Raw genomic sequence first — 13,486 nt, 5'->3', positions numbered from 1 at the left:
CCGAATTGCTTCAGAACGAAAGCACGCTCGAGCATGCAAGCCCGAGCCCGATGAGCGCCACGGCAATGCCCGCAAGGCGACGCCCGAAAAGGCTTCCTTGCCGAAAGCGGCTTGAGGCGAGAAGCCGAGCGGTCCGCTCGGCGAGACAACCCGCCGCGACAAGCGGCAAAACATGCCCCAGACCGAAGGCGGCCGCGAGAACGGTGCCTTCGAGAAGCGTCGGTTTCGCCGTCGCCGCCGCAAGGATCGGGGCGAGGAAGCCGAAAGTGCACGGGCCGGAAACAACGCCGAACATCGCGCCGAGCACGAAGGCGCCCGCGCGTCCCCGACGCACCTCGGGGAGGCTTGCCGTCGGGAGGCGCAGCGAAAGGACGCCCGCCGTCTCGAGACCGAATGCGGTCATGACCAAACCCGCGGCGAGGCTCGCCGCGGGCGGCAAATCGCCGAGCAAACGCCCGGCCGCGGCGCACGCAAGCCCCGCCGTCCCGACGGCAAGCCAAAGCCCGAAGCCGAAAAGAAAGGAACAGACGACCGCCTCCCGAGAGCCCGTGCGGCCGATACCGCCCGAGACATAGGCCGTGAGAAGCGGTACAGATGCGAGGTGACACGGACTCAGAAGGAGGCTTGCAACGCCCCAAACAAACGCCCCGACGGGCGTTGCCTGCGCAAGAAGTTCGTAAGCGGCGAGAAAGAGAGCATCCATGGGTTACTTGTCGACGGCAACGAGCTCGTCGATCGCGCGCGTCAACTCGGCCTCGCTCAGGAATCCTTCGTGGGTTGCGACCCGTTCGCCCGCGGCGTTGAAGAAAATCTGCGTCGGCAAAATCCGCACGCCGTAGGTCTTGAGTGCTTCGCGGTGCGTGCGAATGTCAACGACAAGTATTCGTGCGCGCCCCTCGTAACGTCGCGCCGCACGTTCGAGTACGGGCGCCATCAGACGACAGGGAACGCAAGCGGCCGCGCCTACGTTCACCACGAGGGGCTGCGCCTCACGCGTTTCTTGCACGGGTTCGGCGACCCGAGGTCCGGAAGCGTAGGCCGCCGAAAATGTCCCTCCCGCAAACACGACGAAGAGGGCCGCCGGGGCGAGCGCCGAACATACCGCGCGTCGCGGACGAATGACGAACCGTGCGGCCCGACCGTTGTCCCGCACCGCCGGCACTCGAAACCCGCATACCGTTTCCGAGTCCGTCATGTGCGTTCGATCAGCGACCGCAGCCGCACCCGCCGCAACCGCACGAGGGGGCGGCGTTCGCCGTTTCGCTGTCCGTACCTCCCGACACCCAGGCGCGAATCTCGTCCGCATCGGGAATGCGACCCGTCGCAACCACGCGCCCGTCGATCACGACGGCGGGGGTCGACATGATGCCGAGCCGAATCATGGCCATGACGTCCTCGACCTTTTCAACCTCGACCCCCGGCGGAAGTTCGCCGGACGCAACCAGCCCTTCAACGCAGGAGCGCACGCGCTCGAACGCCATGGCGCACTTCGAGCACCCCGTACCGAAAACCTGAATCTTCATCTGCTTCTCCTTTCATGCGACGCCTCGCGTTTCGCGACGCGTCGGCGTTTCAAATATTTTGCTATTTGGCCATATGGCCATATAACGACCACTTTAGCACGCCGTGCGCCGCGTCACAAGCGTGTTCGCACGCGGGTTTGAAAGGGCGGTCGGCGGGTTCGATTTCCATATTTGGTAATTTGACCAAATAGGAAAAGAGCGATACACTTCGGACACCGAAGGCGTGCGACGCGTTGTCGCCCCGCCTGTTTCCCCTACTGCGAAGTTACGGAAAGCATCATGTCCGAACCCATTGCCACGCCCGAGACGCGCCGTCTCCTTCTCGCCGCCCCCGTTGCTCTTTCGGTCTGGAGCGCGCTCTATTGGGCGAACGAACCCCTCGCTGCTTGGGTGACGTTCGACGTCCTCGGTCTCTCGTCCGAGTCGAGCACGGGCGAAGCGCTCAACTTCTTTCTCTACGACACGGTGAAAATCCTGCTTCTGCTCGTTCTCATGGTGTACGTGCTCGCCTTCTGTCGGGCGAGTCTCAACGTCGAGCGCGTGCGGGCCTTTCTTTCGGGCAAAAACCGCCTGGTCGGGTACGGTGCGGGGGCGCTCTTCGGGGCCGTGACGCCCTTTTGTTCGTGTTCGAGCGTGCCGCTTTTCATCGGCTTTACGATGGGCGGCATCCCTCTCGGGATCACGATGGCTTTTCTCATCACCTCGCCCGTCATCAACGAAGTGGCGGTCGTGTTGCTCTGGGGGCTCTTGGGGCCCGAAACGACGATGCTCTACGTGGCGGTGGGGCTCGCCGCGGGTATTGCGGGCGGGATGCTGATGGACGCCTTCCGGGCCGAACGCTGGTTGCAGCCTTTTCTTCTTGAGGCGCTCAAGCGCGGTGAGAAGACCGACACCCGATACGACGGCGAATCGCTCACCTTCGTCGCGCGGCACCGCTTCGCCGTCGGCGAAACTCGCGACATCTTCCGCCGTGTGTGGGTATGGGGCATTGCGGGCGTCGGGATCGGGGCGCTTTTGCACGGGTTCGTGCCCGAAGATTGGATCGCGGCGAATCTCGGCAGCGACAACCTCGCCGCGGTGCCCGCCGCGGTGCTGCTCGGGATTCCGCTTTATACGAACGTGACGGGGGTTGTCCCCGTCATGGAAAGTCTCCTTGCGAAGGGCCTCCCGCTCGGTACCACGCTCGCCTTTACGATGAGCACGGTGGCGGCGAGCCTTCCCGAAGCGATGATGCTCAAGCAAGTGATGCGCCCGAGACTCATTGCGCTCTTTCTCGGCGTGCTCGTCGCGATCTTCACGCTCGTCGGCTGGACCTTGAATGCCCTGACCTGAGGATCGTCCTTACTTCTCTTTGCCGCGCCCGCAGGAGCAGCCGCACGCATCGGTCTGCTTGGCGGGCGTTTGCATGTCGTTCTTTTGCGCTTCGGGCTTCTCGGCTTCTTCAAGGCAACGGATGAAGGTCGTTACGCACCCGCGCAGAAGCCGGTAGTAGACGAAGTTGCCGCGCTTGAAGGATTCGACGAGTCCCGCCGCTCGCATGACCGCGAGGTGCTTCGAAACGGTGGAGACGTCGGACCCCACGAGTTCGCGCAACTCGCACACGCACTTTTCGCCTTCGCCGAGCGCGATCACCATCCGAAGCCGGCTCGGGTGACCGAGCGCCTTGAAGAGTTCCGCTTGCTTTTGGAGATCGTGTTCGGTCATCCGCTTTTCCTCTCGTTGTGTTCGTTCTTTGCGCCCGGGCCGAATCGAATCGGCCGATCGACCGATCGGCCTGTCGGTAGGGTTGCCGGGCCGTCGGGCTCTCGGCCCGCTCCCCGAGCGCGGCCTTCTTTCGTCGGGGCCGCACGCCTCATCGCTCGGAGGCCTGTCGTTGCCGTCAAAAAGGGGGCATAGGCTTTCGATGCGCGTCCGATGTGCTTCGCGAACTTGTAGCGTACACGTTCCCGCCTGTCAAGGTCGGGCGCTTCCGGCCGATCCTGCCGTTCCTTCCGTGCTTCCGGGCGAAGTCGAAGAGGTCGAAGAGGACCGTAGGGTTCCGATGGGAGGCGCAACGCCGTCATCAACTTTGATTACACTTCTCGTCGAATCCGTACGCCCACCGACGGGCGTTCGCCTGTTCGAGCGCTTGAGTGTTTGAGCGTTCGACCTTTCGAGGCCGGCGGGCGTGCTGCCGTGCGGCCGACCGATACCCGGAGACCGGCCGCGTGCGGTCTCACATCTCACCGATGAGGTTTACCATGGCGCTTGCGACGTCTTCTTTTGCTTATCCCGCAACGATCGAGCCGAACGGCGAAGGCGGCTTCATCGCGTCTTTTCGCGACATTCCCGAAGCGCTCACCGAAGGACAGGGCCCGAACGAGGTGCTCGACCTGGCGGCCGACGCGCTTTTGACGGCGCTCGAGTTCTACGTCGAAAGCGAGCGGGCCGTTCCGTCGCCTTCCGTCCCGAAGGCGGGCGAGGTGCTCGTCGAAGTGCCGACTTCGGCGGCGGCCAAAGTGTTGCTTTTGAATGCCATGGTCGAGTCGGGCGTTCGCCCCGCGGAGCTGGCCCGCCGGTTGGGCGTCACCCGCCAGGAAGTGCATCGCCTCACGGACCTGCGGCATGCGACGAAAATCGACGGCATTGCCAAAGCGCTGCGCGCGCTCGGGTACCGCCTTGAGCTTTCGCTCGCGAAGGATCGGCATCGTTCGGCAGTGCTCGGGTGCGTTCGGGCGGCGATCGGCTCTCCATGCGGTGAAGCGTCCTTCACCATTCGTCGGGTGAAGCCAAAAAGCGAATGAAACTTCACCTCCTTGAGTTTGCAGAGAAAAAAACGAACGAAACTTCACTTTTCAGTGCGAAGACGGGTAAAGTGAAGAAAGCTTCATAATTTTCCAAACGGAGCCGAAAAGTGAAGAAAACTGCAACAACAAAAGAGTCCTTCCCTGCCGAGAGCACCTGGTCAAGCGCGTCGCAGGCATCGGAACCGAACCGGAGCGGCGTGACGCGCTCGGGCGGCGATCGGCTCTCAATGCGATGAAGCCTTCACCATTCCTGAGTTGCAACCAAAAAGCGAACTTAACTTCACTTCCGTGTGGTTGAGGAGAAAAATTGATTGAAACTTCACTTTTCGACTCGAAGACGTGTAAAGTGAAGAAAGCTTCATGAATTTCGGAACGGAACCGAAAAGTGCGGAAAACTTCACCAAGGAAAAGAGCTCCTCCCTGCGGAGAGTGCCTCGTCAAGCGCGTCGCAGGCTTCGGAACCGAACCGGAGCGGCGTGACGTGACGTGCTCGGGCGGCGATCGGCTCTTAATGCGGTGAAGCGTCCTTCACCATTCGTCGGGCGAAGCCAAAAAGCGAACCGAACTTCACTTCTTTGAGTTTGCAGAGAAAAAACGAATGAAACTTCACTTTTCGACTCGAAGGCGTGTAAAGTGAAGAAAAGTTCTTGAATTGTGGAATGGAGCCAAAAAGTGCAGACAACTTCACTGGAGAGAGCCCCCTTTCCTGCCGAGGGCACCTCATTAAGCGCCTTGCGGGCCTCTGAACCGATCCCGGCATCTTGCAGTCCCTCCCGAAAGGACCCCGCGAACGATGCTCCGGACGGCGCTCGGACCGGCACGCGTCGCCGCGGCAAAAAGCGCGAGCCCGTCATCGTCGCCAAGCCCGGCATCGTGCTTTGGAACGCGGTGCGTCTCGAGGAGATCGGCGAGTCGGTGCGACTGAAGCGCAAGGCGCTCGACTACACGCTCGACGACCTGGAGCGGCTCACGGGCGTATCGAAGCGCACCCTCATCAAGCTCGAAGCGGGCGGGGATGTCCGCTACTCGACGCTACTGAAGGTATTGAGCGCTGTGGGACTGGTGCTTGCTTTCAACGCGCCGAGCGCCGAAGATCTGAGGAAAATTCGAAATGGAACGTACTCGACAAATAGCGAAGACAACATCGATTGGTTCGGATGAAAGCGTGACCTTCGAGGTTTGGATCGGCACGTCGCACGTCGCTGATCTCATGGATACGGGAGGCGGCTCGAAGTCGGGTTGGGAACTGGCGTACGCGTCCAAGTGGGAGGCTTCGCCGAGTGCCTTTGCGCTGTCGCCCGCTTTGCCGCTCGGTCGGAGGCACAGCGGAGCGGTCGTCTCGAATTTCTTCGAAAACTATTTGCCAGAAGGCGAGGAGTTGCAGGAGCTTCGACGGATTGCTCGGGTAGACCGTACGAATGTTATTGGTCTTGCGTATGCGCTTCGGAACGATCTCCCGGGAGCGGTCCGGTTACAGTTGCCTGACCGCGAGGAGCCCGTACGCGCGGTCGAAGGTGCGAATGTCTTTCGTCGGATTACCGACGAGGAGATGCTCGAACGCCTTCGGGGCGCTGCGGCGATATCCATTTGGGATAACCGTTACCGATTGTCGGTTGCCGGTGTACAGCGCAAGCTCAACGTGATGTGTCGTGAGGGTGGCTGGGGGTTAGTTGACGGACCGGATTGGGCCTCGACGCATATTCTCAAGTTCGCTTCCGAAGAGATGCCGATGCTCGTTTTGAACGAGTACCTCACGATGCGCTTGGCCGCCCTGAGCGGTTTTCCGACGGCGAAGGTTCGCATGGTTGGCATAGGCGGTCCGGAGGGCGTTCGCGCTCTGGAGGTCGAGCGGTTCGACCGACTTTGGCGACCCGATCGCGGACGGGAAGGCACGGTTTTGCGCACGCACGTGATCGACGCCTGTCAGGCGACGGGCCTCTCGGTCGCTCGCAAATACGAGCAGCCCTACGGGTCCGGTCGCGACGTCGCGCACATCCGCGACGGCGTGAGTTGGCCCCTTGTGACCGATCTCGTCGCTTCGGCCGAGGATCCGCAAAGGTTTCTCGTCTTCCTGTGGTCGGCGTTCGTCTTCAACCTCATCGTTGGGAATTCCGACGCGCACGGGAAGAACTGGTCCTTTTTCGTCACCGCGAAAGGTTTGAGCCCGACGCCGCTCTATGACTTGGTGAACGTCGCCGTACTTCGCGATACGCTCGCGCCGCAGCTCGACACGAGGCTCGCCATGGCGGTCGGGGACGCCTTTGAGCGGGATCGTGTGGGCGTCGAAGACTGGATCCTTCTGAGCATAGACTGCGACTTCCCGTTGGAGCGGATTCTCGAGTGCATGCGTCGCACGACGGCACACGTTGCGGGAGCGCTCAACGCCGTAGGGAGGAACGTCGAGGCCTTGGGGCTTCGGGACGACGAAGTGAAGTTTGCGAGCGCCTGGCGGCGCTCGGTGGAGGAGGGGATCGCGATCGCGCATCGGTGGGCGGACGAGATCGAGCGGGTGCTGATGCGCTCGTAATGTGTGACCGCTCGCGGATCGTGCGGCGGGCGGTTTGGCCGGATGTTTGGCATCGGGGGCGCACCGTGCTCGTACTCTGCCCGCACCGTGCTTGCTCGCGTCTCGGTATCCTTTCAAGAGCCTCGGCGGGGCTTCGGCTGCGATCCGAGTTCTTGAGCTCCCGGGCCATCGGGTTTCCGGATCGCCGGGGACGCACGGCGGTCGGGGCGGGTTGCAGGCGCTTGCGGGCTCGCTGGCCGAGTATGCTTTCTTTCCTTCGCCGTGTCGTTTTTCGGAGGTGTGCTTCGTGATTTCTTCGGGTTTCGGTTTCGTCGCGTCGCGCGGTTCGGACGCTTCGGGGTTGTCTTCGGCTTCGATTTCGGGTTCGACTTCGGATTCGGAAGCTCTCGGGCATCGGTCCTTTTCCGGGCGCTCCGGGCGCTTTCGCGCGGAGGCCTTCGGGCTTCTCGCCCGAGCGGGATTTTTGGGGATGGCGGGTGTGACGGGACTCGCGACTCTCCTCGGGCCGGGATCGGCTCGGGCGGGCTTGTGCGTCATCGAAACGCCCGACCCGAGCGGTTGCGCGCGCCATGACGACATGCTCTACCGCTCGAAAGCGGTCATTTCGGACGATGCGTACGTCGACTTCGTTGCGCGGTACTGCGATTTCGAAGACCGCATTGTGCGTACGAAATACGCCCTCGCCTGTGTCTACTACGGAAAGAAGGCCGTGTACCACGGGGCGGAGGCAAAGCTCGAACGCAACTACAACGGAATCTATGCGCCGCTTCTCGTCGATTCCAACGGATGGACGCAGGATGCGAAGGGTTTCTTTTGGCGGGTCGTCGAGACGGCCGGGCGGGATCCGTTGCGGCTGGGCGATCGCGCTCGGCTGCTGGAGCGCCGGTGCGAGCACGACGAAGACGGGAAGGAAACCTTGACGAAGGACTTCGTTGCGGTCGGGGACGCGAAACCCATCGCAGCGGACGACGTGCTCTTTGCCGTGACGAAGGAACTTTGGAACGGGATGGTGTTCGAGGTCGTCGGACCCGCGAAGCACGCGTTCGTGAGGGTCGAGAAGGCGGAGACGGTGAAGAAAGTAGAAAGCGACGGGACGGTCGGGAAAGCGGCTGCGCCGTGAGCGGCCGGCTATGATGCCGCTGAGCCGAACGCTTTTTCTCGATGCTCGGCGACGTTCGGCTCAAAGTCGGGACAAAGTTGTCCCGTCGGTGCTTTCGAAGATCCGAAATGCCGGAGGTGATTCAAATTCCAGTCGCACGATGCGGTAAGGGTCGGCGGGCGCTCCGGGCGTCTGGGTTGCCCGGTGAAATGTCGGTATTGAACGGTATCGGGCGGTCTCGAAAACGTCTACGAATCGCTTGCGAGGGTGCGGAAGGCGGGAATGGATACGCCGAAACTCTTCGAGCTTTCGGTGGCGGACCGCAGATACAACAAACCCGAGCGCGATCGGGCCAAGCGCTCGGGTCTGAGGATTTTCATGCTCGGAAGGATGTTCTCGCCAAAAACACTAAGGCACGATCGAACTCATGGCCAAGAGGTGTTGATGACATCCGTCCGAGCCATGAATATTAGCAGGAAAGATTTCGTTTTGCAAGAGGTCCGACAAAAAATTGGAGCCGATCCTTTTCGGACGGTCGGCAACCGATGGACGGCTGCGGACGGCGATCGAGGCGGCGTTGACGTTCCCGCTCGCTTCGAGAATGCGCGCGTCGCGGTCGGTTCGGGAGGCCTGCAATAAAAACTTTCGTCCTTCGACAAAAACATAAACTGCGAGACGTTCGAGCGCGAAGAAGCGCGAATTACGGCGTCCAATGTTTTTCGAGCTCATCGCGCAAGTCGCAAAGCGTCTCGAACACCGCCTGCTCGGAAAACGAGGCGAGAAGGCGTTCTTTTTCAGCGATGACGCCGACCGCGAAGGCGGGGATTCTGCGTCCTGCGAAAATCGGGACGGCCATCGTGTAGACGCCTTCGTCCCATTCCTCGTCGTGTACGCCGAAGCCCCGGCGCCGCACGCGTTCGAGTTCGGCCCGAATCTCCTCGGGATCGACGTGCGTCGTCGTTCGGAACTTCGTGTGCGGACGTTCGAGCTCGAGCTTGAGTTCGTCGTCGTTGCGAAAACTCCACAGGATTTTGCCGGCGGCGGAAGCGTGCACGGGGAAGGCGTTCCCCGGGTGGAGACCTTCTCCCGTGCTCGGGCGGCGGAATCCTACGAGCGACACGACGCGTCCCTTCATTTCCGTCAAATAAATCGTCTCGCCCAATCGGTCGGCCGCAGCCGAAGCGTAGGGTTCCGCGCTCGCAAAACGCGCTTCGTTGAGTTCGGCCGCCCGGCCGAGACCCGCAAAGGCGGCGCTCAGGGTGTGCCGCCCGCGACCGTTCGCGGCCTCGAGCATGCCCACACGGCGCATTTCCGCCAGCAGCCGGTAGGCCGTTGAGACCGGGATGCCGAGCCCGGCCGCAACGTCCGAGAGGCGAATCCCTTCGCGCGTCGAAGCGGCCAATTCAAGAATTTCCACGATCCGATCGAGGCGAATCTGCCTTCCTTCCTGGCTGGTTTGGCGTCTCTGTGTCATGACTTCGGGGGTCTTGCGAAAAACGATGCGGTCCCGAGCTCGGGAGTCTCGGGTTTTCCCTATTGTACGGTACCGCGCAAAAAGTAGTAAATTCTCGCTTACTGAGAATTCTCGCTAAGAGAGAATTTTTTGCATGTGTCAAACAGGAGAAGTCATGAATTCATCCGCTCTTTCGCGCCGCGGTTTCCTCAGAGGATCCGCCGCGTCCGTCCTCGCGGCCGCGACGCTGGTCGAAGCCGGTGTTGCGAATGCCGCAAATTCCGAACGCAGCGGGCTTGAGCCCAAGGAAACGTTCGATCTCGTCATCGTCGGGAGCGGCTTCACGGGGCTTGCCGCCGCCTATGCCGCGCTTGAAAACGGTCTGAAGAACGTGCTGGTTCTTGAGAAGATGCACGTCTTCGGAGGCAATTCGGTGATCAACGCCGGTCAGGTGTCGCTTGCGGGCAGCGGTCTGCAAAAGTCGAAGGGCATCGAAGACTCCGCGGCCCTCATGAAGGAAGACATGCTGCGTGCGGGCCAGCGCTTCAACCACGAAGCGCTCGTCGACGCGCTCGTGAAGGAAGCGCCCGCCTGTTACGACATGATGGTCGACTGCGGCGTCAAGTTCGCCGACGACGTGATTCGTCTCGGCGGTCACAGCGCACCGCGCACGATCTTCGCTTCGAACTATTCGGGCGGCGGCATCTGCGTGCCCATGCACAAGTGGCTCCGCGGGAAGGGCGTCGTTTTCCGCAATCGCAGTTTCGTGCGCGACCTCATCGTCGAGAAGGACGAAGTGGTCGGCGTCGAAGTGGTCCCCGAGTACGATTTCGATACGAAGAAGGGGGGCGAAGCCTACGCCGTGCGCGCCGAGAAGGGCGTCGTGATCGCTTCGGGCGGTTGGGGCTCCGACAAGGAATTCATCGCGACGTCGATGCCTCCCTACCGCACGCTCGCCTGCACGAGCCAGAAGGGGGCTACTTCGGAAACGATTCGCATGCTGCTCGGCTACGGCGCCATGCCCGTCATGCTCGACATCTACCAGATCGGTCCCTGGGCGACGCCCGACGAATTCGGTGCGGGTGCGGGTTCCGTCTTCGCCGACTACATCTTTGCCGAAGGCATCATGGTCGACAGCCGCAACGGCCGCCGCTTCGTCAACGAACTCGCATCGCGTCGCGAACGCTCCGAAGCGGAAATGAAGTGCCTCGACAAGGACGGGAATCCCGTTTTCCCGTTCGGCTTCTGCTCGGAAGAAACGACGAAGAATCGTCCCGGGTTCGAAACGAGCCTTCGCGAAGGCACGACGAAGCGCACCGAAAGCGTCGAGGAACTCGCCGCTCTCTACGGCGCCCCGGTCGACGAACTCAAAAAGCAAATCGACGAGTGGAACGCCATGGTCCGCGCCGGCAAGGATACGGCTTTCGGCAAGCCGATCGACAAGCCGATCGAGCTGCGTCCGCCCTTCTACTCGATCCGTTTCTGGCCGAAACTGCACTACTGCATGGGCGGCGTCGGCATTACCGACAAGGCCGAGGTGCTGAGCTACAAGACCTGCCGTCCCATCGCGGGGCTTTACGCCGCGGGCGAAGTCACGGGCGGCGTGCACGGTATGGACCGTCTCGGCAGCACCTCGTCGACCGACTGCCTTGCCATGGGTCGCATCGCCGGCCGCAATGCCGCGCTCCGTAAGATCTGAATCATTGGAAATTCGAAATGAAAAACCGATTCTTCTCGACCCTCGCGGGTTTTGCCGTCCTCGCGGCCTTCGGCACTTCGTTTGCTCCGTCCGCCGAGGCGGCCTCTCTTGAGATGCGCCATCACAAGGGCGTGGCCTGCGAAACCTGTCACGTGCCCGGTGCGGAGCACCCGAGCGCTTCGCTCACGCAAAAGTGCACCGGGTGCCACGGCTCGATGAGCAGCATCACCATCAAGACGCCCATGGTGCGCAACCCGCACAAGTCGCCCCATTACGACGACTTGCTCGATTGCGCCGAGTGCCATCAGGAGCACGCGCCCGCCAAGAATCTCTGCGCCGACTGCCATAAGTGAGGCAACACGTCCGACGCACGATGCCTCGCCCGGGACTTCGGTCTCGGGCGAGTTTTTTCAAGCGCTCTTTCCGAACGAGGCCGGCTGCGACGCCCGAAGTAGGGCGGCGCTTTCTCTATCGTCGACGGAGATCGGCTCCAAACGAAACCCGCAGGAATTCGTCGCATGCGTGAGGACAGTCCTGCGGGTTTTTCGTGACTTGCACGGTCTCGGTGAGGGCCGCGACTGCGAGCGGCTTACGGTTCGGCCGCGCCCGCTCCTGCAATACGTCCGAAGACGACCACATCGGCAATGCCGTTTCCGCCCACGCGGTTCGCGCCGTGAACTCCGCCCGTCACTTCACCCGCGGCGAAGAGCCCGGGGATGGCGTTTCCGTTCGCATCGAGAACGCGCGCGTCGCGGTCGATTCGGATGCCGCCCATGGTGTGGTGCACGGCGGGTACCATGGGGGTCGCGTAGTAGGGACCTTCGGTCATGGGACGGTCGTCGCTCGTCGCTTTCGTGAAGCCGAAGGCGTCGGTCTTCGTTTTGCCCGTCACGACGGCGTTGTAGGTGTCGATGCTCGCCCGAAGCTTCGTCGGATCCATGCCCGTTTTGCCCGCGAGCTCTTCGATCGTTTCGCCCGAGAAGGCCTGCCCGAGTTCGATCATTTCGCCGACGGTGAGGTTCTTCGAGACGGTTGCAAGCGACGGGTACTTGACATGGTTCGAGACGATCCAGTAGGTGCCGCCTTCCTTGAAGATCGCCTTGCAGAGCGTGTCGCGCGCGGCGTCTTCGTTGACGAAGCGCTCCCCTGCGGTATTGAGAAAGATGCGGTTGCGCCCGCTCGGCCAGGAAGACATGATGCCCGTTTTCGGTGCTCCGCCCGGATGAAGCTGAATGTCGCTCAGATTGATGAGGTCGGCGCCCGCATCCGCCGCAAGCTTGAGGCCGTCGCCTTGCGAAGCCTTGAAGTTGTTCGTCGAGGGAATCTTTTCGTCAAGCACGAGTTCCTTCCAGACGCCCGTGTTGTATTTCTGTCGAAGTTCGACGTTCGCCGCAAAGCCCCCCGTGGCCATGACGACGCCCTTCGAGGCGCGAATCGTCACGGGTTTCCCGTTGTGTAGAGCTTCGACGGCCACGACGCGGCCCGAGGCGTCTTTGACGAGTTTTTTCGCGGTCGTGTCGGTGAGGACCGTCACGCGATCGGGATAGGCTCGAAGGAATTTTTCGAGCGCGGCAACGTACCCGTAGCCGCCTCCGTAGGCGCTGTGTCCGCGCGGATAGAGGCCGCCGACGATTGTGGTGACCTTGGGTTTGAACGCAAGTCCTTTTCCTTCCATCCAGTGCATCCCTTCGAGCGCGCGGCTCGTGAGGACCTTGACGAGTTCGGGATCGTTCGTGCCGTGACCGCCCCGGAGGGTGTCGTCGTAGAACTTCTCAACGCTGTCTTCGATTCCCTGGCGATCCTGCCGTTCGGGGTCGGGGGCGTTGTAGCCGCCGCCCGAAACAACGGTGCTTCCGCCCAGGTAGCCGAGCTTTTCGATGATGACGACGCGTGCACCCGCTTCGACGGCGGCCGCGGCTGCGACCAAACCCGCTCCGCCCCCGCCTACGACGGCGACTTCCGTCGCGTACTCGGGTTTGAGTTCCGCTTTGGGAATTTTCGTTTGGAATTTCGCCGTGTCAAGTCCCGCCGCCTTGAGGTTCGCCGTCACCGCACCGCGCAGCGCGAAGCTCGTTACGGTCGCGCCCGTGATCGCGTCGACCGCAACCGTTTGGTGCTCGATCATGGCCTTCGAGAGGAGTTCGATCGCTTTTTTCCCGACGCCCGGGCTTTCGCGGTTGTCGGTGAGGATGTTGACGATCTTGCCGTCCTTGAGGATGACGTCTACGGTCATCGGCGCGTTGTGCGCTTCGACCGTGTAGGAATAGACGGTATTGGGACCTGCTTCGGCGCCCGAAGCAACGAGGAATCCCGCGGTGCCGAGGGCGGCGACAAGCGCTCGAAAGAGGGAAGATCGAAGAAAGAACGCACGATGATTTCCCATAAACACCTCCTTGGAG

General features: G+C 61.9%; 14 protein-coding genes. 8 read left to right on the top strand and 6 right to left on the bottom strand.

Translation table 11 applies throughout. The annotated features are described in order from the left end of the window. Positions 1–10 precede the first annotated feature (10 nt). The 3 genes from S6FBBBH3_RS07400 to S6FBBBH3_RS07390 form a co-directional block, all read right to left on the bottom strand. Complete coding sequence (locus S6FBBBH3_RS07400) at positions 11–703, bottom strand: cytochrome c biogenesis CcdA family protein (protein WP_120177141.1); 693 nt, start codon at positions 701–703, stop codon at positions 11–13. Between the two features lie 3 nt (positions 704–706). Next, complete coding sequence (locus S6FBBBH3_RS11095; RefSeq protein ID WP_170143872.1) at positions 707–1,006, bottom strand: thioredoxin family protein; 300 nt, start codon at positions 1,004–1,006, stop codon at positions 707–709. A gap of 199 nt (positions 1,007–1,205) precedes the next feature. After that, a complete protein-coding gene (locus tag S6FBBBH3_RS07390) occupies positions 1,206–1,523 on the bottom strand; it encodes a thioredoxin family protein (RefSeq protein WP_120177139.1) in 318 nt (105 codons plus the stop codon). A 279-nt stretch (positions 1,524–1,802) separates the two neighbouring features. Here S6FBBBH3_RS07390 and S6FBBBH3_RS07385 point away from each other — a divergent pair, with 279 nt between their 5' ends. Then, the gene (locus tag S6FBBBH3_RS07385) at positions 1,803–2,855 is read left to right on the top strand and encodes a permease (protein WP_120177138.1); all 1,053 of its coding nucleotides are present in this window, start codon (positions 1,803–1,805) and stop codon (positions 2,853–2,855) included. Positions 2,856–2,864: 9 nt separating this feature from the next. Here the strand turns inward: S6FBBBH3_RS07385 and S6FBBBH3_RS07380 are convergent, their stop codons facing one another. Next, a complete protein-coding gene (locus S6FBBBH3_RS07380; RefSeq protein ID WP_120177137.1) occupies positions 2,865–3,227 on the bottom strand; it encodes an ArsR/SmtB family transcription factor in 363 nt (120 codons plus the stop codon). Positions 3,228–3,763: 536 nt separating this feature from the next. Between S6FBBBH3_RS07380 and S6FBBBH3_RS07375 the strand changes: the two genes are divergently transcribed. The 5 genes from S6FBBBH3_RS07375 to S6FBBBH3_RS07355 all read left to right on the top strand — a co-directional run bounded on the left by S6FBBBH3_RS07375 (position 3,764) and on the right by S6FBBBH3_RS07355 (position 8,574). Further along, a complete protein-coding gene (locus tag S6FBBBH3_RS07375) occupies positions 3,764–4,306 on the top strand; it encodes a type II toxin-antitoxin system HicB family antitoxin (RefSeq protein WP_331813067.1) in 543 nt (180 codons plus the stop codon). Between the two features lie 657 nt (positions 4,307–4,963). After that, complete coding sequence (locus tag S6FBBBH3_RS11280) at positions 4,964–5,470, top strand: helix-turn-helix domain-containing protein (protein ID WP_232008758.1); 507 nt, start codon at positions 4,964–4,966, stop codon at positions 5,468–5,470. Beyond that, entirely contained in the window at positions 5,421–6,836 is a 1,416-nt protein-coding gene (locus S6FBBBH3_RS11380; RefSeq protein WP_120177136.1) for a HipA domain-containing protein, read from the top strand. The genes S6FBBBH3_RS11280 and S6FBBBH3_RS11380 overlap by 50 nt, the downstream gene beginning before the upstream one ends. A gap of 286 nt (positions 6,837–7,122) precedes the next feature. Continuing rightward, positions 7,123–7,956, top strand: coding sequence for a hypothetical protein (locus tag S6FBBBH3_RS07360; protein WP_123957667.1), 834 nt, complete (start codon positions 7,123–7,125; stop codon positions 7,954–7,956). Positions 7,957–8,217: 261 nt separating this feature from the next. Continuing rightward, a complete protein-coding gene (locus tag S6FBBBH3_RS07355) occupies positions 8,218–8,574 on the top strand; it encodes a hypothetical protein (protein WP_120177134.1) in 357 nt (118 codons plus the stop codon). Between the two features lie 61 nt (positions 8,575–8,635). On the opposite strand, the gene S6FBBBH3_RS07350 is transcribed toward S6FBBBH3_RS07355, so the two are convergent. Beyond that, complete coding sequence (locus S6FBBBH3_RS07350) at positions 8,636–9,409, bottom strand: IclR family transcriptional regulator (protein WP_120177133.1); 774 nt, start codon at positions 9,407–9,409, stop codon at positions 8,636–8,638. A 154-nt stretch (positions 9,410–9,563) separates the two neighbouring features. On the opposite strand from S6FBBBH3_RS07350, the gene S6FBBBH3_RS07345 reads away from it, so the two are divergent. Both S6FBBBH3_RS07345 and S6FBBBH3_RS07340 read left to right on the top strand, forming a co-directional pair. After that, the gene (locus S6FBBBH3_RS07345) at positions 9,564–11,087 is read left to right on the top strand and encodes a flavocytochrome c (protein WP_120177132.1); all 1,524 of its coding nucleotides are present in this window, start codon (positions 9,564–9,566) and stop codon (positions 11,085–11,087) included. Positions 11,088–11,104: 17 nt separating this feature from the next. After that, positions 11,105–11,440: a cytochrome c3 family protein gene (locus tag S6FBBBH3_RS07340; protein ID WP_120177131.1), complete on the top strand. Its 336-nt coding sequence runs from the start codon at positions 11,105–11,107 to the stop codon at positions 11,438–11,440. Between the two features lie 236 nt (positions 11,441–11,676). Here S6FBBBH3_RS07340 and S6FBBBH3_RS07335 read toward each other — a convergent pair whose 3' ends face one another. Beyond that, entirely contained in the window at positions 11,677–13,470 is a 1,794-nt protein-coding gene (locus S6FBBBH3_RS07335) for a flavocytochrome c (RefSeq protein ID WP_120177130.1), read from the bottom strand. Between the last annotated feature and the right edge of the window lie 16 nt (positions 13,471–13,486).

Source organism: Sutterella megalosphaeroides (assembly GCF_003609995.1).
Classification (GTDB): Bacteria; Pseudomonadota; Gammaproteobacteria; order Burkholderiales; family Burkholderiaceae_F; genus Sutterella; species Sutterella megalosphaeroides.
Note: the sequence above shows the minus strand (reverse complement) of the source record. Positions and strands in the feature narration are given on the sequence as shown.